Below are 21,821 nucleotides of genomic sequence, written 5' to 3' on the forward strand. Positions count from 1 at the left end.
CCCCGTTAAACCACGCCGGCCGGAATTCGACATTGCTGTGTGGGGCAAACCGGCAGGGATGCCGGTTTAGCCGCCTCAGGCCATGGATGGCCGGTGGCGGCGGCGCCACGCAGCAATGTCGGATTACGGGCATGCCGAGCGACAGCGAGGCACCAAGTGGTGGGGCAAGAGCCTTTTGCTTACTTTTGGGCCCCAAAAGTGAGGCGCCGTAAGGGCGCAACCAATATTAGCCATCACCGCGATAACGGATATACCGCCACAAAAAAAGCCCGCAACTCTCACAAGCTGCGGGCTTTCTCACAGGCGTACTCGAAGATTACTCTTCGATATTGCCCATAGCGGTCGTGTTGAAACCACCGTCCACATACATGATTTCGCCGCTGATGCCGGACGCCAGGTCCGAACACAGGAACGCGCCAGCGTTGCCGACTTCATCAATGGTCACGTTACGACGTAGCGGAGTTTGCGCTTCGTTCGCAGCCAGCATCTTACGGAAGTTCTTGATACCCGAAGCCGCCAACGTACGAATCGGACCGGCCGATACCGCGTTGACGCGAGTGCCTTCCGGGCCCAGGCTGCCTGCCAGATAACGTACACCGGCTTCCAGGCTGGCCTTGGCCATGCCCATCACGTTGTAGTTCGGCATAGTGCGCTCGGCGCCCAGATACGACAGAGTCAGCAGGCTGCCATTGCGGCCTTTCATCATCTCGCGACCGGCTTTGGCCAGTGCCACGAAGCTGTAGGCGCTGATGTCGTGAGCGATACGGAAACCATCGCGGGTAGTGGCTTCGGTGAAGTCGCCATCCAGCTGGTCGCCTGGAGCGAAGCCAACGGAGTGAACGATCACATCCAGGCCGTCCCACTTCTTGCTCAGGTCTTCGAAGACCTTGGCGATTTCTTCGTCACTGGCTACGTCACAAGGGAAGCACAGCTCAGGGCCCGAGCCCCAGCCAGCGGCGAATTCTTCGACGCGACCTTTGAGTTTGTCGTTCTGGTAGGTGAAGGCAAGCTCTGCACCCTCGCGATGCATGGCGGCAGCAATACCGGATGCGATGGACAGTTTGCTAGCGACACCGACGATCAGGACGCGCTTACCGGCGAGAAAACCCATGTGTTGTTCCTCTTCAGGTTAATCGACAGCTACTGGTGCCAAAAAGGCGGCTTCCAGCAACTGCTGTGTATAAGAATGTTGCGGTGCGGCAAAGATTTCTTGCGCATCACCCTGTTCGACCACTTGACCCTGCTTGACCACCATCAATTGGTGGCTGAGGGCTTTGACGACAGCCAGGTCATGGCTGATAAACAAATACGTCAGGTTGTACTTGGTTTGCAGCGAGCGCAGTAGCTCGACTACCTGACGCTGCACTGTCCGGTCGAGCGCCGAAGTGGGCTCGTCCAGCAGAATCAGCGCCGGTTTCAGTACCAGTGCCCGGGCAATGGCGATTCGCTGCCGTTGCCCACCGGAGAACTCGTGAGGGTAGCGGTGCCGGGTTTCCGGATCCAGTCCCACCTCTCTGAGCGCTTCGATAATCGCCGTTTCCTGCTCGGCCGCCGTGCCCATGCGATGAATTCGCAGGCCTTCGCCGACGATTTCACCGACTGACATCCGTGGGCTCAGGCTGCCAAACGGGTCCTGAAAAACCACCTGCATCTGTCGACGCAACGGACGAATCTGTTGCTGCGACAGGCAGTCTAGCGTCTCGCCCTGAAAACGTATGACACCCTGGCTACCGATCAGGCGAAGAATTGCCAGGCCCAACGTCGATTTGCCCGAGCCGCTTTCACCAACAATCCCCAGCGTCTGCCCTTTGGGCAGACTGAAGTGGATGCCGTCCACAGCCTTGACGTGATCAACGGTCCTTTTGAACAGACCTTTCTTGATCGGAAACCAGACCTTCAGATCCTCAACCTCCAGCAGCGGTGCGCCAGCCGGGTTGGCTGCCGGGCCGCCACTGGGCTCTGCGCTGAGCAGGATTTTGGTATACGGATGCTGGGGCGAACGAAACAATTCGTCACAGGACGCTTGTTCGACGATGCAACCGCGCTGCATGACACATACGCGGTTGGCTATTTGCTTCACAACGTTCAAGTCATGGCTGATAAGCAGCAATGCCATACCCAAACGCGACTGCAATTCCTTGAGCAGTTCGAGGATTTTCAGCTGCACCGTCACGTCCAGCGCGGTGGTGGGCTCGTCGGCAATCAGCAGTTCCGGCTCGTTGGCCAGGGCCATGGCGATCATCACCCGTTGCCGTTGGCCGCCCGATAACTCATGGGGCAGGGCTTTCAGGCGTTTTTCTGGTTCCGGAATGCCCACCAGCTCCAGCAGCTCAAGGGTACGGCGGGTCGCGTCCTTGCCGGTCAGGCCTTTGTGCAGACCGAGAACTTCGTTGATCTGCTTCTCGATCGACTGCAATGGATTGAGCGAAGTCATCGGTTCCTGGAAGATCATCGCGATTCGATTGCCGCGAATCTTGCGCAGCTTTCTCTCGTCCAGGGTCAACAGGTCCTGACCGGCGTAGCGAATGGTGCCGCTCGGGTGGCGAGCCAGCGGGTAGGGCAGCAGGCGCAGAATCGAGTGCGCGGTGACTGATTTGCCGGAGCCACTCTCACCCACCAGCGCCAGGGTTTCGCCCCGGCGAATGTCAAAATTGATGCCTTCGACCACGCGCTGACAGCCTTCGCCGGACACGAACTCGACGGCCAGATCGCGGATCTCGATCAGATTGTCATTGTTCATTTCATTTCCTTGGGTCGAAAGCATCGCGGGCGGATTCGCCGATGAACACCAGCAGGCTCAACATCAGGGCCAGTACCGCGAACGCGCTGATGCCCAGCCATGGGGCTTGCAGGTTGGATTTACCTTGGGCAACCAGTTCGCCCAGTGACGGCGACCCGGCCGGAAGGCCAAAGCCAAGGAAGTCCAGCGCGGTCAGGGTACCGATGGCGCCGGTGAGGATAAACGGCATGAAGGTCATGGTCGAGACCATGGCGTTGGGCAGGATATGGCGGAACATGATCGCGCCGTTTTCCATGCCCAGTGCACGGGCTGCGCGTACGTACTCCAGATTGCGCCCACGCAGGAACTCGGCCCGCACCACATCCACAAGGCTCATCCAGGAAAACAGCAGCATGATGCCCAGCAACCACCAGAAGTTGGGCTGCACGAAGCTAGCCAGGATGATCAGCAGATACAGCACCGGTAACCCGGACCAGACTTCCAGAAAGCGTTGCCCGACCAGATCCACCCAGCCGCCGTAAAACCCCTGCAAAGCACCGGCGATGACGCCGATGATCGAGCTGAGTATCGTCAAGGTCAGGGCGAACAGCACCGAAATCCGGAAGCCGTAGATCACCCGGGCAAGCACGTCCCGACCCTGATCGTCCGTACCGAGCAGGTTTTCCGCGGAGGGCGGGGCAGGGGCCGGGACTTTCAGGTCGTAATTGATGCTCTGGTAGCTGAACGGGATCGGTGCCCACAACGTCCAGCCGCCTTTGGCCTCAAGCAGTTCCTTGATGTAGGGGCTTTTGTAATTGGCTTCCAGGGGGAATTCGCCACCAAAGGTGGTTTCCGGATAGCGTTCCAGCACCGGGAAGTACCACGCGCCGTCGTATCGAATGGCCAGTGGTTTGTCATTGGCGATCAGTTCCGCGCCCAGGCTCAGAACGAAGAGGATCAGGAACAGCCACAGCGACCACCAGCCGCGCTTGTTGGCCTTGAAACGCTCGAAGCGTCGGCGATTCAGAGGAGACAACTTCATATCAATGTTTCCTGCTTTCGAAGTCGATGCGCGGGTCCACCAGGGTGTAGGTGATGTCCCCGATCAGTTTCACCACCAGCCCCAGCAGGGTGAAGATAAACAACGTACCGAACACCACGGGATAGTCGCGGTTGATGGCGGCTTCGAAACTCATCAGGCCCAGGCCGTCGAGGGAGAAAATCACTTCCACCAGCAGTGAACCGGTAAAGAAAATACCGATGAACGCCGACGGGAAACCGGCAATCACCAGCAGCATTGCGTTGCGGAATACGTGGCCGTAGAGAACGCGATTGTTGCTCAGACCCTTGGCCTTGGCGGTCGTCACGTACTGCTTGCCGATCTCGTCGAGAAAACTGTTTTTGGTCAACAGGGTCATGGTCGCGAAGTTGCCGATCACCAGCGCGGTAACTGGCAGCACCAGGTGCCAGAAATAATCGAGAATCTTGCCGCCCGCGCTCAGCTCGTCGAAATTGTTCGAGGTCAGGCCGCGCAACGGGAACCAGTCGAAGTAACTGCCTCCGGCAAACAGCACGATCAGCAGGATGGCGAACAGGAAGGCCGGGATCGCGTACCCGACGATGATTGCCGAGCTGGTCCAGACGTCGAAGTGGCTGCCATGTCGGGTGGCTTTGGCGATCCCCAGCGGGATCGACACCAGGTACATGATCAGCGTGCTCCATAGCCCGAGGGAAATGGACACCGGCATCTTTTCGATGATCAGGTCGACGACCTTGGCGTCACGGAAGAAGCTGTCGCCGAAATCCAGATGGGCGTAGTTCTTGATCATGATCCACAGACGTTCCGGCGCTGACTTGTCAAAGCCGTACATCTTTTCGATTTCTTTCACCAGGGCCGGGTCTAGGCCTTGGGCCCCGCGGTAGTTGGAACCGGCCACCGAGACTTCTGAGCCGCCGCCAGCGATTCGGGTGGTGGCGCCCTCGAAGCCTTCGAGCTTGGCGATCATTTGCTCTACCGGCCCGCCAGGGGCTGCCTGAATGATCACAAAGTTGATCAACAGGATGCCGAACAGCGTCGGGATGATCAGCAGCAGGCGCCGCAGGATATAAGCCAGCATGTCAGCGCTCCTCCTTCTCGGCGTCTGCATCGGGTGCCGGCTGCTGCGGCGGTGCAGGTTTCACATCCGGTTTTACCCACCAGTTGGACAGGCCGATATCCGACAGGGCTTTCGCCTGCGGATGCGCCAGGTGATCCCAGTAAACGATCCGCCAGCTTTTGATATGCCAGTTGGGCACCATGTAGAAGCCCCACAGCAGCACGCGGTCCAGGGCACGGGTATGGGCGATCAGGCTTTCCCGGGAGTCTGCGTTGATCAGGCCGTCCACCAGGGTATCGACTGCCGGATCTTTGAGGCCCATGAAATTGCGGCTGCCGGTGCGGTCGGCGCTGACCGAATGAAAGAACTCACGTTGCTCGTTACCCGGCGATGAAGATTGCGGAAAACTGCTGACAATCATGTCGAAGTCCCGCGAGCGCAAGCGGTTCATGTACTCGGCCACATCCACGCGGCGGATGGTCAGTTCAATACCAAGGTCCTTGAGGTTGCGCTTGTAAGGCAGCATGACCCGCTCAAAGGCAGTCTGCGCCATCAGGAACTCCAGCTTGACCGGGTTGCCTTGCGCATCGGTCATATGGTCGTCCTTGATGCGCCAGCCGGCTTCTTGCAGCAACTGATAAGCACGGCGCATTTGCGGCCGAATCATGCCGCTGCCGTCGGTGGTTGGCAGCACGAACTCATCCGTGAACACTTGATCAGGAATCTTGCCGCGCAAAGGTTCGAGCAGTTTCAGCTCCTCACCAGAGGGGAGGCCGCTGGAGGCCATTTCGGAGTTGTCGAAGTAGCTTTTGGTGCGAGTATAGGAGCCGTTGAACAACTGTCTGTTGGTCCATTCGAAATCGAACAGCAGGGTCAGCGCCTCACGCACTTTCGGGTCCTGGAACACCGGGCGGCGTAAATTCATTGCGAAGCCCTGCATACCCTGCGGGTTGCCGTTGGGCAGCTCTTCCTTGATCAACCGACCTTCGCGCACGGCCGGGATGTCGTAGGCCGCGGCCCAGTTCTTCGCGGTATTTTCCAGGCGATAGTCGTATTGACCGGCTTTCAGTGCCTGCAACGCCACGTCGCTGTCGCGATAGTAGTCGTAGTTCATCACGTCAAAGTTGTACTGGCCACGGTTGACCGGCAGGTCTTTGGCCCAATAATCCTTCACCCGTTCGTAGCGCACCGAGCGCCCGGCTTTAACCTCGGCGACTTTGTAAGGGCCGCTGCCCAACGGGAGTTCAAGGTTGCCTTTGTTGAACTCGCGAGTGGCCCAGAAGTGCTTGGGCAGTACCGGTAACTGGCCAAGGATCAACGGCAACTCGCGACTGTGGCTATCCTTGAATTTGAACAGCACCCGCAGCGGGTCCTCGACGACCACCTTCTCGACGCCTGCGTAATAGGCGCGGTACATCGGGGCGCCGTCCTTGATGAGGGTGTTGAAGGTGAACTCCACGTCTTCGGCACGGATGGGGTGGCCGTCATGGAAGCGTGCCTCGGGGCGCAGGTAGAAGCGCACCCAGGTGTTGTCCGGCGCTTTTTCGATCTTGCCCGCGATCAGGCCGTATTCGGTAAGCGGCTCGTCCAGGCTGGAACGGGCCAGTGTGTCGTAGATCAGGCCAAGGTCTTCAGCGGGCGCGCCCTTGTTGATAAACGGGTTGAGGCTGTCGAAGCTGCCAAAGCCTGCCTGGCGAATGGTGCCGCCCTTGGGCGCATCTGGATTCACATAGTCAAAGTGCTTGAAGTTGGCCGGGTACTTCGGCGCTTCGTCATACAGCGTCAGGGCGTGCTGGGGCGCAGCCTGGGCGGTGCAGGCAATGCCGACCAGCAACAGGCCGCCAGCCTGCTTGAGCAGGGAACGCAACGGGTTCATTGGGTCTTCTCCAGAGGCTTTATCCACCACGCACGCAAACCCAGGGTATAGGGCGGGGTGGTGACCATGGCGAACCGGTTGCGGTACGCCAGGCGATGATTGTTCAAGTACCAGTTGGGGATCATGTAGTGCTGAGACAGCAGGACTCGATCCAGCGCGCGCGCGGCTGCCACTTGCGAGTCCCGTGTCTGCGCGGCGAGTAGTTGATTGAGCAGTCCGTCGACCACCGGACTGGCCACGCCCGCGTAATTCTTGCTGCCCTTGATGGCGGCCTGGCTCGAGTGGAAATACTGCCACTGCTCCAGGCCGGGGCTAAGGGTTTGCGTCAAGGTCATGCTGATCATGTCGAAATCGAACTGGTCCAGCCGCTGCTTGTATTGGGCACGGTCGACCGTACGTAAGCGGGCGTCAACGCCGATCCGGCGCAAGTCTTCAATAAACGGCTGCTGGATACGCTCAAGGCTTGGGTTGACCAGCAGGATCTCAAAGCGCATTTGCTGGTCCTTGGCGTTCACCAGTCCGTGGTCCGAGAGCTTCCAGCCTGCTTCGCCAAACAGCTTCAGCGCTTTACGCAGGGTTTCACGGGGGATGCCGCCGCCGTCGGTTTTCGACACGGTGAACGGCTGGGTGAACAGGCTTGGCGGCAATTGCTCGCGATAAGCTGATAGCAGCAACCATTCGGCACCGGTAGGCAGACCCGTCGCGGAAAACTCGCTGTTGGGGTAGTAACTCGTGGTGCGCGAATAGGCATCGCTGAACAGGGTGCGATTGGTCCATTCAAAGTTGAACATCAGTCCCAGTGCTTCACGCACCCGGGCGTCGGCGAACATTGCGCGCCGGGTGTTCATGAACAGGCCCTGAGTCTGGGTCGGAATCTTGTGCTCTATCTGTGCCTTGATCACTTGGCCATTGGCTACAGCCGGGAAGTTGTAGCCTGTGGACCAGTTCTTGGCCTGATGCTCGATGTAGATGTCGAACTCGCCTGCTTTAAATGCCTCGAAGGCGACGTCGCTGTCGCGGTAGAACTCGACTTCAACCCGATCAAAGTTGTACTTGCCGCGATTGACCGGCAGATCCTTGCCCCAGTAGTCCTTCACCCTTTCGAAGACCAGTTGGCGACCGGGTTGCACCTTTGTAATCCGATAAGGCCCACTGCCCAGTGGCGGCTCGAATGTCGTGGCCTTGAAGTCACGATCTTTCCAATAGTGTTGCGGCAGCACCGGCAATTCGCCCAAACGCAGGATCAACAGGGGGTTGCCGGTGCGTTTGAAGACGAAGCGAATACGGTGGCGATTGAGAATGTCGACCCGCTGCACTTCCTGCAGGGCTGTGCGGTACTGAGGATGGCCGTCTTTGAGCAGGGTGCGATAGGAGAACGCCACGTCATAGGCCGTGATTGGCTTGCCGTCATGGAAGCGGGCTTGCGGGCGGATGTTGAAGACTACCCAACTGCGATCCTCACTGAACTCGACACTTTGCGCGATCAGGCCATAGCTTGACGTCGGTTCGTCGCCGGAAGGATCGTATTGCCCGGTGCCCACCATCAATGGCTCGTTGAGCTCATTGATGCCGTATTGCAGGAAGTTGGCCGTTGAAATCGGGCTGCTGCCCTTGAAAGTGTAAGGGTTGAGCGTGTCGAATGAACCGAAAGCCATCATTCGCAAGGTGCCACCCTTCGGCGCCTCGGGATTTACCCAGTCGAAATGCGTAAAGCTGGCTGGATACTTGAGGACACCGAACTGCGCGTAGCCATGACTCTCGCTGATGGCCGCGTAGACGGGAAAGCTCAAGGCCAGGCTGATGATGAGCAGGAAGGGACGTATCACGATCCAGACGGCTTGGGCTTTTGGGTCGTCAACAGTAACAGCTTGTATCGACAGGAAAAAGGGTTGCAGTTGAGCGAGACGTTTGCGGGGGAGATGACTTGTGGGAGCGAGGCTTGCCCGCGATAAGGCTGGACGCGATATCCCTGACATCTGCGGCGACTTTATCCGCCCCCACAGGTTTCGAGTGAAGCTTGATACAGCATTGCTCACCCGCCCGGAGGGTGGTCCGAGGCGGGCTAGAGGATGCATCAATGCGGCAGATAAACAGTCAGTGTCTGGCCTGGCTTGAGTGCCGAACCGCTGCGCGGGTTCCAGCGTTTGAGATGTTGCATCTCTACGTTGAAGCGCTTGGCAACCAGGTACATCGAGTCGCCTTTCTGGATCTTGTACTGCATGGACTTCTTGTCAGCCGGTACTGCACTGGCGGTCGCCGTGCTCTTGGCTTTCACACTGTTGTCCTGCAAAACCAGCGTCTGACCGACCTTCAGGTTCTGTCCGGAAAGCTTGTTCCAGCGCTGCAGATCCTTGACGTCGACCTTGTTGGCCTTGGCGATGATTGACAGGTTTTCACCGCTCTTGACCGTGTAATTCTTGCTGCGAGCTGGTTTTTCGTTACGCGCCAGCTCTTCGAACACAGGTTTTGAAGGCGTCATGCCCGGCTGAGTCGGAATACTCAACGATTGCCCCAGACGCAAATTGTTGCTGGACAGCCCGTTGGTGCGCTTCAGCGAATCGACTGAAACCTGATAGCGGCTGGCGAGGCTGGCCAGTGTGTCGCCCTTGCGGACCCGGTACTGCTGCCAGTCCACCAATTCCTGAGGTTTCATGTTCGACAGGCTGGCGGTCAGCAATTGCGTCTTGGCCGTTGGCACCAGCAGATGTTTGGGGCCGTCGATGGTCATGCGTTTCTTGAAAGCGGGATTGAGCTGGATCAGCTCGTCTTCGTCGATGTTGGCCATCGCGGCGACCTTGGACAGGTCGACGCGCTGGTTCAGTTCCACAACGTCGAAATACGGTTCGTTGGCGATAGGATTGAGGTTTACGCCGTAGGCCTCGGGTGCAAGCACCACCTGGGACAGCGCCAGCAGCTTCGGCACGTAGTCCTTGGTTTCCTGCGGGAGGGGCAAATTCCAGTAGTCGGTTGGCAGGCCAAGCTTGTCGTTACGCTCAATCGCGCGGCTGACCGTGCCTTCACCCGCGTTATAAGCCGCCAGAGCCAGAAGCCAGTCGCCGTTGAACATGTCGTGCAGGCGCGTCAGGTAATCCAGTGCAGCAACGGTGGATGCCTGAATGTCACGGCGGCCGTCGTAGAAACTGGTCTGACGCAGATTGAAATAACGCCCGGTAGACGGGATGAACTGCCACAGACCTACTGCCTGGCTGCGAGAAACCGCCATGGGGTTGTAGGCGCTTTCGATGACCGGAAGCAGCGCCAGCTCCAGTGGCATATTGCGCTCTTCGAGGCGTTCAACGATGTAGTGCATGTACAGGCTGCCGCGTTCGCCTGCGTTCTCGAGGAACGACGGGTTGTTGGCGAACCAGAGGCGTTGTTGGTCAATGCGAGGGTTAAGGCCGTTGCCTTGTTGCAACTGGAAACCCTGACGCATGCGCTCCCAGACATCTTGCGGGGGCGCGAGTGGGGCAGGTTTATGAGAGAGAAAGATCGGCTTTTGCTTGATGCCCGCAGCCAGATTGGGCGTGCGGTGGCTACTGCTGGGTTCGACGTGGCTAGTGGTCTGGCAGCCGGCAAGCGTGGCGCTCACGGCTACGGCAATAGCCTGAGCTAACCGGGTCAATGCGTCTGAATTAATGGTTCTGCGTATAGATGACGACATTGGCTGGGAGATAGTTCCAGGCGAAAATGTCGGGCGATTCTAGAAACCCACCTGCCAATGGTCAACCTTTCAACGATTTTGTGCTCAAGAACGCGCTTTTTAGAACGTGTCCTTCCAAGCCCTCAAGGCAGCAAAAATCTCGCTTGGCGACCGATTATCGGTCCCGGTCCGTTCGTCTGCTTTTTGTTTAACAGATGTTTCACTGGTACGAATGAATGGGTTTGTGAGACGTTCCAGTGCCAGATTTGATGGCAGGCTGATGCGATTTTCACTGCGCCATTGCGTCACTTGCGTCAGACGCTCTGCAATGTGGGTGTTGTGCGGTTCGACCGCTTGTGCGAAACGCAGATTGCTCAGTGTGTATTCGTGGGTGCAGTACACCAGTGTGTCGTCCGGCAGGTCGTTGAGACGGCCCAGCGACTGGTGCATTTGTACCGGTGTGCCCTCGAACAGGCGTCCACAGCCCGCCGCAAACAATGTGTCACCACAGAACAGCAACGGCTTCTCTGGCCTGGCGTGGTAAAACGCGATGTGGCCAAGAGTGTGACCAGGAACGAGGATGACTTCGAAATCCAGTCCAAGCACGTTGATCCGATCCTTATCGACAAGGCTGATGTCTCGCGCAGGAATGTTTTCTGTCGCTGGACCGGATACCTGGGCGCTGGTGAGCTGTTTAAGCTGCGCGACGCCGCCGACATGGTCGTGATGATGGTGAGTGATCAGGATGTCGCTCAGGGTCCAGTCCGGATGTTGCTCCAGCCATTCGATGACCGGCGCAGCGTCGCCCGGATCCACTACCGCACAGCGTTTGCTGGAAGGATCTTGTAACAACCAGATGTAGTTGTCGGTAAAAGCCGGCAGGGCATCAATCTGTATCATGGCGCAGTTCGCTTAGCTGGAAACAATAAGGCATCTTAGAGTCTGATGACGCTCGATGCGAGGATCACACATGACAGATGAAGCATTCGCGCAGGCTGATCCTGAGTGGCTGGCGCTGATCAGTTCGGCACGCGACTGGCTGTCAGGCCCGTTGGGCCAGCTTTTATTGCAGGAAGAGCGACGCATTCTGGAAGAAGAACTCGGGCGCTTTTTTGGTGGCTATCTGGTGCATTACGGCCCTTCGGCCGAAACCCCGCCTGCGGCACACCAGGTTCAGCGCAATGTGCGCCTGGGTGCGCCTCTGCCGGGCGTTGAGATTGTCTGTGAGGAGCAGGCCTGGCCGCTCAGCGAGCATGCCGCCGATGTTGTGGTCATGCAGCACGGCCTGGATTTCTGCCTGTCGCCTCATGGGTTGTTACGCGAGGCGGCCAGCAGCGTGCGGCCCGGCGGGCATCTGTTGATCGTGGGTATCAACCCCTGGAGCGCCTGGGGGTTGCGCCATGTTTTTGCCAAGGATGCGTTGCACAAAGCGCGCTGCATTTCCCCGTCAAGGGTCGCCGACTGGCTGAATCTGCTGGGCTTCGCACTGGAGAAGCGCCGCTTCGGGTGCTATCGTCCGCCGCTTGCTTCCGCGAGCTGGCAAGCGCGTCTTTCCGGTCTTGAGCGTCTTGGCGATGGCTGGCAAAGCCCCGGCGGTGGCTTCTATTTATTAGTTGCACGCAAGCTGGTGGTAGGATTGCGGCCTTTGCGGGAATTACGCCGCGAGCCGATGGGCAAGCTGATCCCGCTGCCCATGGCCAAGGTCAATCGCGACACGTGCGAGCCTGAATAGCAAAGCCAACCCATTCTGGATGTTTGTAATGAGCGATACCGTTGAACTGTTCACTGATGGCGCCTGCAAGGGCAACCCCGGGCCTGGCGGCTGGGGCGCGTTGCTGGTCTGCAAGGGCGTTGAAAAGGAACTGTGGGGCGGCGAAGCCAATACCACCAATAACCGCATGGAGCTGCTGGGCGCGATTCGAGGCCTGGAAGAGCTCAAGCGTCCCTGCGAAGTTCTGCTGGTGACCGACTCTCAATACGTGATGAAAGGCATCACCGAGTGGATGGTCAACTGGAAGAAGCGCGGCTGGAAGACGGCTGCCAAGGAGCCGGTCAAGAATGCCGATCTCTGGAAACTGCTGGATGAACAAGTCAATCGCCACACCGTGACCTGGAAATGGGTGCGCGGCCACATTGGTCACGCCGGCAACGAGCGGGCCGACCAGTTGGCTAACCGTGGTGTGGATGAAGTAAGAGGCATCAAACATGCGTAGCGTTGTACTCGACACCGAAACGACCGGTATGCCGGTCACCGATGGCCACCGGGTCATCGAGATTGGTTGCGTCGAACTGATGGGCCGTCGCCTGACCGGGCGGCATTTCCATGTTTATCTGCAACCAGACCGGGAAAGTGATGAAGGCGCTATCGGCGTCCACGGTATCACCAACGAATTTCTGGTCGGCAAGCCGCGCTTCGCCGAAGTCGCGGATGAGTTCTTCGAATTCATCAAAGGCGCGCAACTGATCATTCATAACGCGGCGTTCGACGTTGGCTTCATCAACAACGAATTTGCCTTGATCGGTCAGCAGGACAGGGCTGATATCACTCAGCACTGCACCGTGCTCGACACCTTGATGATGGCTCGCGAGCGTCACCCGGGTCAGCGCAACAGCCTCGATGCGTTGTGCAAACGTTATGGCGTCGACAACTCGGGCCGTGAATTGCACGGCGCTTTGCTCGACTCCGAGATTCTTGCTGACGTTTATCTGACCATGACTGGCGGCCAGACCAGCCTGTCCTTGGCTGGTAACGCCAGTGACGGCAACGGGTCGGGTGAAGGTTCAGGTAATACGGCGACCGAAATTCGTCGTTTGCCAGCTGACCGTCAGCCATGCCGTGTCATCCGTGCAAGTGAAAACGACCTCGCCGAGCATGACGTGCGTATGGCGGCCATCGCCAAGGCTGCTGGTGCCCCGGCGTTGTGGGTGCAGTTGCAGGAAGCCGCAGCCGCTGCCCGACAGGCGTAACACACCGCTCGACCGATTCATTGGCAACTGAATGGACTCACGACTTTGGCTAATCCGGCACTGAGTATTCGCGTTGCAGACGAATGCTTCGAGGACTATATCCTCAACAGCGAATTCACATTCACCGTCAGTGGTTATGCGGCGGTGCAAGTGGGGCTGAGTGTTGATCAATGGCAGGTCGAAGCGGTCGAGCCCTACAGCAAAAACTATGGCATCGACTCTCAGGAATTCTGCGACTATCGGGACGCCGCCGACAGTACGGTGATGGTTGCCTGGCTGGGCGAGCGCGCCGTCGGACACATGGTCCTGAGTCGCCACTGGAACGGTTATGCGCACGTCGATGAATTGGCTGTCGATGCATCAGCGCGCCGTCACGGTGTGGCGAGGGCATTGCTGGATGTGGCGCAGTTCTGGACGCGCAAGCAGGATCTGCCAGGCATCATGCTGGAAACCCAGAACAACAACCTTGCGGCTTGCCGGTTATATGAGCGATATGGATTCGTTGTGGGTGGGGTAGATCACTTACGTTACCGCGCCATAGATCCCAATACGCGCGAGTCCGCGATCTTCTGGTATCTGTTGCTCAGTTGACCGACCCTGTAGGACCAGGCTTTAGCCTGGAGGTGGGCGTTCTGACTGCGCAGATGTTGTGGATGCAATGGTTTGATCGCAACTAAAGCTGCTCTTATCAAACAGAATGCAATCTACTGGATTGAAACGCGTTTTCTGTAGGAGCTGCCGAAGGCTGCGAAGCATCCATCCTGACACACCGCGATCGCAGCCTTCGGCAGCTCCTACAGGTCCAATGTTTGCTTCACAACAGCCCTGTGTCAGGGCACACAGCAATCCCCTGCACATCTCAAGCGATCGTAAGAACGGCGCTCGTGCTATCAGGACGTACGCGTCATCGTGATGCCTGACTGGACCAACTGAAACTCATCGCCACCCAGATGGTTGACGCGGTCTCCAATCGCCAGTTTGTAGATTGAAACAGGCTCCGTGCCACTAGCTTCAGACAGTTGCTCCCGGAACTCATGCACCGAATAAACACGGCCTTCGGCATCGCGTGCATGAAATTGTCCAACCTTGATTGAAGCCATTTGCTTTGTAACCTCTGAAGATAACCGCATGTTTACTGTTGCATGCTAACACTGCGCATCGAGCGCCGGGTTCATATCCTGCATGACTCGGACAGAACGCAGTGCGCAATCAAGCGAAGTAGACCGCTGTTTGGACGCGGAGTTTTCCCGCGATTAAAAAATAATCTCGGCCGGGTTTTATGCTGTTTGTGATGTTTAATGCTCTATCGCGGCAATGCAATCTGCACCTTGGCCCCGACTTGATCTATAACTAATGGCTCTTTTCATACGTTGAAGGAAATATCCATGAGTCAGGTTTACTCAATCGCCGTGGTAGTGGGCAGTCTGCGTGCTGATTCGATCAATCGGAAGATCGCACTGGCCCTCGCCGATCTGGCTCCGGCCAACCTGCAACTGAAGATCGTCGAAATCGGCGATTTGCCGCTTTATAACGAAGACATCGACACGGCTACTTCAAGCCCTGAAAGCTACACGGCGTTCCGTCAGCAAATCAGCGCGGCCGACGGCGTTCTGTTCGTGACGCCGGAATATAACCGATCGGTTCCAGGTGCTCTGAAGAATGCTATTGACGTGGGCTCGCGTCCGTACGGCAAAAGCGCCTGGAGTGGCAAGCCCGGTGCCGTGATCAGCGCTTCGCCTGGCGCCATTGGAGGGTTTGGCGCCAATCATCATTTGCGCCAGTCGCTTGTGTTCCTCAACGTGCCGTGCCTGCAACAGCCCGAAGCTTACCTGGGCAACGCCGGTTCATTTTTTGATGCGGCGGGAACCCTGTCCGAGCAGACCAGGCCTTTCCTGCAAACTTTCATCGATGCCTATGCCGCCTGGGTTGAGCAGAACCACAAGGCCTGATCCGACAGAGTTGGGCGTGCGCTGCTTTATGTACCGTCTGCAATGATTTAACCCCCGATAAGCTCCTTTGCTCTTTCAACCCATCGCCCTGTGTGGCGGTGGGTTCTCATTGCAAAAGGAACTTGTCATGTCATCTACAGATTCACCCTGGTTCTATTCCGGGTCGCTAAGTTCGCGCTTGCCGCTGGACATCGCTGATGCGCTTGAAGCCGGGCGTATCACCGACCAGCAGGCCCGGTGGCTTGAACTGCTCGTCCAGCCCGGGGACGACCAGACGAGCGCGCCGCGGGTTGATCGATTGTCCCGCGGTGACGACGGGCTGATACACGCTGAGCTGGCGGGCGCATTGCTGATCAGCGACGCCACGAATATCACCCCCGAGGTTTATCTCTGTAGCCCCCTCAATGGCGTAGAGAGATTCAGCACTCGTCAGGAACTGGTGGCCGGGTTAACCGCGCGGTTCGGTCTGCGAAGTGGCGACCCGGCACAATTCGAATACGAGCACATCGAAGGTGATGTGTCCGGGCACCGGATGCTCTCGATCGTCGATCAGCAAGCGCAGCAACTTGAGCAGCTGTCACGTTGCCTGCAGCGTTTGCCGTCATTACGCGCCGCCGTAGGCGAGGCTCTGAAGCAAGAGGTTGCCACTCGTTTTCCTGGCTCGCAGCTTAACGTGCTCACCCATATCGCGCAGATCAAACAGGCTGATAACGGCACACAAAAAGGCGCCATTCTGGGTACGCAGACGCTGGTTGATGTTGCAATACGGGGTTTTTGTGGCACGCCTTTGATCAGCGGAATACGACAGCAATGGCTGGACATCGAAGGCAATGAGCTGACGGGGGAAGCAGCCAGCTCATGGCAGCGAGCGGTCACCCGGGTTTCAGGCACTCTGACCGGTGTTTATGAAAACCTTCTGGATGATTACTGGCGCACCTGGGTAGTGGACGGTATGACTCGTCGTGATGTGCTCGGTCAGGCATACATCGGTTGTTTTCGACATCATTTGCTGAATGCCCGGCAGGACTGCACGGTCACCGTTGCTGAATATGCAGAACTCAAGACTCTGTGTCAGGCAGATGGGCGAGTATCAGGCAGCTTGGAAATGTCGCGGGTTTCGGTCGCGATACGCGATGCGGAACCGCTCAAGCTGGCGGGCGTCGTGTTGATCGGATTCACCTCTGAGCTGCTGTCGGATATTTTCCTGTATTGCGCTAAACGCGGCTTACGAAGGTTCAATAGCGTAGGCGCGGTGGCTGAGCATTTCGCCGGTATCGAGGGCCGCACCGAAATGTTTGACTACACATCGCTCGACGATGACAAGTTGTTGCGTGCTCAAGGCGCGGTTCACCTGAGGCTGGACCCGGTGAACAAGACTCCACTCATAAGGCTCGCCGATTCAGCGATTGCACTACAAAAGCGCAACCTTGCCGGCATCCTGAAATCTGCCTTCAAGTCCCCCGCTCAAGCCTCGGTATCCCTCGAGGTTGCACTGGATATTCGGTATCTGATTGACCCAAGTCTGGTCATCGCCGGTGAGACAACACAGTGGAGCGAGGCGCTGGCGGGATCCGAGCAGCTCTGGACCAGATTCAGTTCACCTTCGAGAATTTCTGCATTGGGTATCCAGATCAAGGATGCCAGCGAGGCTGCGCCGCTGCTGTGGGCAACTTACCTGCGTGATGCACGCATGCGGGTCGACAGTATTTTCGATGCTCACCCAACCGTTTCTGAATGCGCTCGCAGACTCCTGAATCGATATTTTTCGGTATTGCACAGTGGTGCCGTGGATGCCCAGCGCATGTGGTTTCGCGATGACGATGGCAGCGTTGTGAGTTTATCCGTGCTGCTTCTGGATCGGGTCACAGGGCATCGCGAGACCACGGTGCCTGAGGATTGCAAGGTGTACGTTGATCCACCTGATTCTGCTTACGCCATGCATCTGTCATGGTTGACGCCGGAATTGCTCGATCACGTAATGAACCGCGCCCGGCAGAGCTTTGCCAAGGAGTACCTGGATCAGGTCAGGGCGTTTTATGGTTCGCAATTGCGGGTGCGCGGTTCCAGAGTGATTTCGGCTAATGCCTCGCGCCTGATTCAGGAGGGGCTGATCAGACTTGCCCTGAGCATGCACCGCACATCCAGCGAGGTGAGTAAAAACGCGCTGGATATGCTTGAGCAAGTGCTGGACCGTCCCCTGTTCAAGCTTCGTGAGCGATTTGGTTTCGAGGCCGTCGAAGTGTCCATTCCTTATCTGATTTACGACAGTAGTCAGCCGCCCTTGCAACTCACTAATGTGTTCGTCCTCCAGCAGCCCTTGAGCGGCAATGGCAAGCCGCTGCTATGTTCTGCGGTGCTCGGCCTCATGGAGTTTGAAAGCATCAGTGCACTCCAGCTCGAACTCAATGCCAGGCTTGCGTATCCCGGATCCCGAGACCGATGGCTGAACCTGCTCGCAGAGTCGGATCAGCCAAGGCTTCTGGCGTTTTTCAGTCGCAGCGCGGTACCGTCCATCACCATCAATCTGGCGCGGATCGACGAGGATTTCATCGAGCGTATTGTCGAGGATGAGCTTAGTCGGCAATGCCTTGGTATCGAAGCCGCTTACCGAGCGGCGGTTGCCTGGAAGGCCGATGCCGGACTGCTGAAAAGAATGCTTATTCCGGTGGCGTCGGATGACAAGTCACGAACAGTCATTGACACGTTGTCCTGTAGGCTTGAGTACACCCTGTTACGAAGGCTCATGCCTGATTGGCTGAAGAACGCCTCTGAAAGCGACATGTCAGCATTCAGAGGGCTGTTGGTGCGTTTCTGGCAGCTCTACACATCGCGACAACGAGTGGTTTCTCTTGCATCGCTGGATCAATACACCGCCGAACAGGTTCGCGACCGGTTACAAAAGGATTTTCCCGCCGCGCAGCTAGACCCAGAGCAAATATTGATCACCCTCACGCACTACAGCGCCGCACCGGTGGGCATTGGGCAGATACCTTCGTCGATTCCTGCGGCAACCAGCACAGTCAGCGAAAACCTGTCTGATTTCGCCATCAATCACTTTTCCAGTTTCCAGAATGCATCCCTGAGTGTTTCGACCAGCAACGCGACACCGTTGCCTGCCTCCCTGGATGCTATCTATGTGCGCAATATGGCCCGAACTCTGGATGTCGGTGCTGGTTACCAGCAATACCTGAAGGGCAAATTCAGTGACACTTCGCCGGACTACCTCGAACGACTCGGTCAGTTTATAGAGCAGGCGCCGTGTGCATTGCTGCTGATGGCTTTCCAGTTAAAGCTCCAGGGCGCATTGACCAGTACCGCTTACGGGTTTATCGAAAATCTGATCGATATGCCGGATGGGTTCGCCCGACTCCCTTTAGACGGACGAGCCATCATTTTCAGCCCGCTGCAATTGGTGCCTGCTCCTGGCTATCTGCCCGATGTTGCCACGGGGATTTATCTGATTGGTCCGCAAGATGGGGATAAAGGGCCATGGATTCTGCATGTCGTTGCCAGCGCTGATTACACCTTCAAGGAGTACACCAGCCAAGGGGAATTTCTAACCGAGTTGCAGACCAGTGCCGAGTTACAAGCGTTGGTGCTGGAGCGTCTGGATCCAAGCGTGCGTTTTGTCTATCAACGAGGAGGGTTTCTGACCCCTCGTCTTTCCTGGGTTACTGGCGGCTTTACGGATTTGGGCGACTCTAACCCAGCCCCGGTGCAATTAAAGGTCGAGGCGGTTCAGGAAAACTTTCTGTTAAGTCTGTTTCGGGCTGCGCAAGAGGTGATGCTGCTCATGGCCAGAAAAAAGAGCGTCAGTACGGCTGAGGCCGACCGCGCTGATTGGCATCATTTGATGTTACTGGGCGTGGAGCAGTCGCTGACGTTTTTACCCGGCAGGGTCGGCGGGCTGGTGAGCTTATGGCAGGCCAAGGATCTATTACATTCATCGCTGGACTCAGCCAAGGATAAGCAGTGGGGTGAGGCTGTTGCTGAATTTGCGGCGGCCTTGCTGGTGCTGATTACTACGGGGCAGCAGTTGAGTGAGGGCACAGTGCAACTTCAGGACAGCGACAGCGATCCTGACGAGGTGTCCGAACATCAATGGTATGACCCGCAGATGCAGCAGGGCCTTGAAGTCCTGTTGCGCAAGTTTGAGGTCCACGACGTTTCTCTGAGCCAGCTGGAAAAAGATAATACACGGCACGTTTTCAACAACCCTGCGACCCGCAAGCAATATGCTGCTGTGTCCGGCAGGGTTTACGAGGTGCGGAGCGGACCCGGTGGGTGGCACGTTATTGCAGACGAAGAAGAGGGGCCTCAGATCATCCTTGATGGCCAGCAACACTGGATGTTTGGTACGGGCGTTGGCAGGCGGCGTAACGGCGGGGCGCTGACTCGACTCAAGACCAATATGATTAATTACAACGTCGAAGATATTTTTACAGTGGACGCCAATGGGGTGGCCGAGATTCAGCGGTTGTATCCGCTGAAGTCCACGCAACTGGTCGAGGCTCATCGGCAAGCCAGGGTCTACCTCAGGAACGCCCTTGATAACCTGACCCTACGGCCCCCCAATCGTGTTCTTGATCCTCGCGTCGAGCAAATTTTCAAGGATTTCTTTGGCGTCAGGGCGTTAAGTAATGCGCTTGTCATTCCCGTTAAACTGGCGATTACTGATATTTATCGACTGCTACTCGACCCCACGCTTTCCCCGCATTCATCACAACGTTACGTGGTGGGCACCAACAAAATCGACTCCCGGGATGTCACCGCATTCACTTACACAGATGATCCGCTGAAAAGAGTGTTTCTGAGTGAGCGGTTTTTCGGTACGCCGTTTGTGCGCCTGAAGTCCGCGCAATCGAGGTTGGGTGGATTTAATGCCGGTGTCCATTTCCGTGCAACTGCCTTGATTCATGAGCTTTCCCATATTGCCGGGAAAACGGAAGATATCGCTTATCTGGACTCGGACAGACCGTATTTAGACCTGCTCGAGGATATTGGCGAGTACCGCATGCGCCTGAAGAGGGAGCAGGTCAGGGTCCAGAGCCGGCTTTCGCATCTGACCCCTCGTGATGAGCTATTCAAGGTGGAAGAGGAGAGCGGGACCTCGCGCGACATCAAGACCGCCGATGGCGGAGCCAAGGCCAAGGTGCTGAAATTGACTGACGCCCCCAACCTTGACGCTGCAAGAGACATATTCCTTGACGATGCGCTGATACGCGCCGAAGTGATAATGGCCAATGCCGATTCCGTAGCGTTGCTGGTGACACTGCTGGGGCGTCAACGGTTTTGACTCGGTGACTTGACCTGATGATGGGGGGACCGGCTTTAGCCGGGAAGATGCCCTTACCGTCACTGAAAATTGATTGTCAGAAATATGGCCTTCCCGGCTTAAGCCGGTCCCACGCCGTCAGTATCAGATCAAGTAATGCTTAAGTTCCCTTGCAATCAACAGCCGCTGTATTTCGCTCGACCCTTCGTAGATCTGGGTGATGCGGGCATCCCGGTAATAGCGCTCGACCGGGTAGTCTTCCAGATAGCCGTAGCCGCCATGAATCTGGATCGCTTTGGAGCAGACCGACTCGGCCATCTCTGAAGCAAACAGCTTGGCCTGTGATGCTTCTGATAAACAGGGTTTGCCCGCACTGCGCAATCTTGCGGCATGCAGGACCAGCAAGCGTGTTGCGTTGATGCGGGTGTGCATGTCGGCAAGCAGATTGGAGATGCTCTGATGCTCAATGATTGGCTTGTCAAACTGCACCCGTTCCCGAGCGTAGGTCAACGCCGCTTCAAACGCGGCGCGGGCGATGCCAAGCGCTTGAGCGGCAATGCCGATTCGCCCACCTTCAAGATTGGAGAGGGCGATGGCCAGACCTTTGCCACGCTCGCCAAGCAGATTGGCTGCGGGTATGCGGCAGTTGTTCAGAGTGACCGCACAGGTGTCGGATGCGCGTATACCCATCTTGTGTTCAGAGCGGTCCACTACGTAACCGGGGTTGTCGGTGGGCACCAGAAACGCTGACAGTCCTTTTTTGCCCAACTCCGGGTCGGTGACGGCAAACACGATCGCCAACTGCGCCCGCTTGCCATTGCTGACAAACTGCTTGGCGCCGCTGATCACCCATTCATCCCCTTGCAGCAAGGCGCGGGTGCGTAAGTTATGGGCTTCGGAACCGGCATGGGGTTCGGTCAGGCAGAAACAGCCAATGGCGCGTCCAGTTGCCAGGTCGGCCAGCCAGGTTTGCTTCTGCTCCTGGCTGCCATAGTTCAGAATCGGGCCGCAACCCACTGAACTGTGCACGCTCATCAGGGTGCCGGTCGCGGCATCCGCAGCAGAAATTTCCTCGACAGCCAGTGCATAGGCCACGTAGTCGATATAAGTGCCGCCCCATTCCTCAGGCACTATCATGCCCAGCAAACCCAGGTCGCCCATCTTGCTGACCAGCGCGTCATCGATCCAGCCTGCTTTCTCCCAGGCTTGTGCATGCGGCGCGATTTCGTTGCGGGCGAAATCCCGTGCCATGTCGCGGATCATCACTTGTTCTTCGGTGAGCTCAATATCGTGCATGAC

The 21,821-nt window shown here is 57.3% G+C and carries 16 protein-coding genes; 6 read left to right on the forward strand and 10 right to left on the reverse strand.

What is annotated here, in order from left to right:
- Positions 1-316: 316 nt before the first annotated feature.
- The 8 genes from fabI to gloB all read right to left on the reverse strand — a co-directional run bounded on the left by fabI (position 317) and on the right by gloB (position 11,231).
- Positions 317-1,111 (reverse strand): enoyl-ACP reductase FabI, encoded by a 795-nt coding sequence (gene fabI, locus RX972_RS24490; RefSeq protein WP_099267271.1) that lies wholly within the window; start codon positions 1,109-1,111, stop codon positions 317-319.
- Between the two features lie 18 nt (positions 1,112-1,129).
- A complete protein-coding gene (locus RX972_RS24495) occupies positions 1,130-2,740 on the reverse strand; it encodes an ABC transporter ATP-binding protein (RefSeq protein ID WP_099267270.1) in 1,611 nt (536 codons plus the stop codon).
- A 1-nt stretch (position 2,741) separates the two neighbouring features.
- The gene (locus RX972_RS24500; protein WP_027902844.1) at positions 2,742-3,761 is read right to left on the reverse strand and encodes an ABC transporter permease; all 1,020 of its coding nucleotides are present in this window, start codon (positions 3,759-3,761) and stop codon (positions 2,742-2,744) included.
- A 1-nt stretch (position 3,762) separates the two neighbouring features.
- Complete coding sequence (locus RX972_RS24505) at positions 3,763-4,836, reverse strand: microcin C ABC transporter permease YejB (RefSeq protein WP_027902843.1); 1,074 nt, start codon at positions 4,834-4,836, stop codon at positions 3,763-3,765.
- A gap of 1 nt (position 4,837) precedes the next feature.
- Complete coding sequence (locus tag RX972_RS24510) at positions 4,838-6,691, reverse strand: extracellular solute-binding protein (RefSeq protein ID WP_263267768.1); 1,854 nt, start codon at positions 6,689-6,691, stop codon at positions 4,838-4,840.
- Positions 6,688-8,517 (reverse strand): extracellular solute-binding protein, encoded by a 1,830-nt coding sequence (locus RX972_RS24515; RefSeq protein WP_231678030.1) that lies wholly within the window; start codon positions 8,515-8,517, stop codon positions 6,688-6,690. Before RX972_RS24515 ends, RX972_RS24510 begins: the two co-directional genes overlap by 4 nt.
- A 248-nt stretch (positions 8,518-8,765) precedes the next feature.
- Complete coding sequence (locus tag RX972_RS24520; protein WP_099267267.1) at positions 8,766-10,352, reverse strand: lytic transglycosylase domain-containing protein; 1,587 nt, start codon at positions 10,350-10,352, stop codon at positions 8,766-8,768.
- A 99-nt stretch (positions 10,353-10,451) separates the two neighbouring features.
- A complete protein-coding gene (gloB, locus tag RX972_RS24525; RefSeq protein ID WP_099267266.1) occupies positions 10,452-11,231 on the reverse strand; it encodes a hydroxyacylglutathione hydrolase in 780 nt (259 codons plus the stop codon).
- Positions 11,232-11,301: 70 nt separating this feature from the next.
- Here gloB and RX972_RS24530 point away from each other — a divergent pair, with 70 nt between their 5' ends.
- The 4 genes from RX972_RS24530 to RX972_RS24545 are packed head-to-tail and all read left to right on the forward strand — an operon-like array spanning position 11,302 to position 13,889.
- A complete protein-coding gene (locus tag RX972_RS24530; RefSeq protein ID WP_027902838.1) occupies positions 11,302-12,063 on the forward strand; it encodes a class I SAM-dependent methyltransferase in 762 nt (253 codons plus the stop codon).
- A 28-nt stretch (positions 12,064-12,091) separates the two neighbouring features.
- On the forward strand, positions 12,092-12,544 hold the full coding sequence (gene rnhA / locus RX972_RS24535) for a ribonuclease HI (protein ID WP_027902837.1): 453 nt from the start codon (positions 12,092-12,094) through the stop codon (positions 12,542-12,544).
- On the forward strand, positions 12,537-13,298 hold the full coding sequence (gene dnaQ / locus RX972_RS24540; protein WP_095099470.1) for a DNA polymerase III subunit epsilon: 762 nt from the start codon (positions 12,537-12,539) through the stop codon (positions 13,296-13,298). Before rnhA ends, dnaQ begins: the two co-directional genes overlap by 8 nt.
- 45 nt (positions 13,299-13,343) lie before the next feature.
- A complete protein-coding gene (locus RX972_RS24545; RefSeq protein WP_316879360.1) occupies positions 13,344-13,889 on the forward strand; it encodes a GNAT family N-acetyltransferase in 546 nt (181 codons plus the stop codon).
- Positions 13,890-14,188: 299 nt separating this feature from the next.
- Here RX972_RS24545 and RX972_RS24550 read toward each other — a convergent pair whose 3' ends face one another.
- On the reverse strand, positions 14,189-14,398 hold the full coding sequence (locus RX972_RS24550; protein WP_027902834.1) for a hypothetical protein: 210 nt from the start codon (positions 14,396-14,398) through the stop codon (positions 14,189-14,191).
- 285 nt (positions 14,399-14,683) lie between these two features.
- On the opposite strand from RX972_RS24550, the gene RX972_RS24555 reads away from it, so the two are divergent.
- Both RX972_RS24555 and RX972_RS24560 read left to right on the forward strand, forming a co-directional pair.
- Complete coding sequence (locus tag RX972_RS24555; protein WP_099267264.1) at positions 14,684-15,247, forward strand: NADPH-dependent FMN reductase; 564 nt, start codon at positions 14,684-14,686, stop codon at positions 15,245-15,247.
- Positions 15,248-15,374: 127 nt separating this feature from the next.
- Entirely contained in the window at positions 15,375-20,543 is a 5,169-nt protein-coding gene (locus RX972_RS24560) for a dermonecrotic toxin domain-containing protein (protein ID WP_316879363.1), read from the forward strand.
- A 123-nt stretch (positions 20,544-20,666) separates the two neighbouring features.
- Here RX972_RS24560 and RX972_RS24565 read toward each other — a convergent pair whose 3' ends face one another.
- Positions 20,667-21,818 carry an acyl-CoA dehydrogenase family protein gene (locus RX972_RS24565; RefSeq protein WP_316879365.1) on the reverse strand — a complete coding sequence of 384 codons (1,152 nt, stop codon included), beginning with the start codon at positions 21,816-21,818 and terminating at the stop codon, positions 20,667-20,669.
- Positions 21,819-21,821 lie beyond the last annotated feature (3 nt).

Source organism: Pseudomonas syringae group sp. J309-1 (assembly GCF_032582135.1).
GTDB lineage: Bacteria > Pseudomonadota > Gammaproteobacteria > Pseudomonadales > Pseudomonadaceae > Aquipseudomonas > Aquipseudomonas quasicaspiana.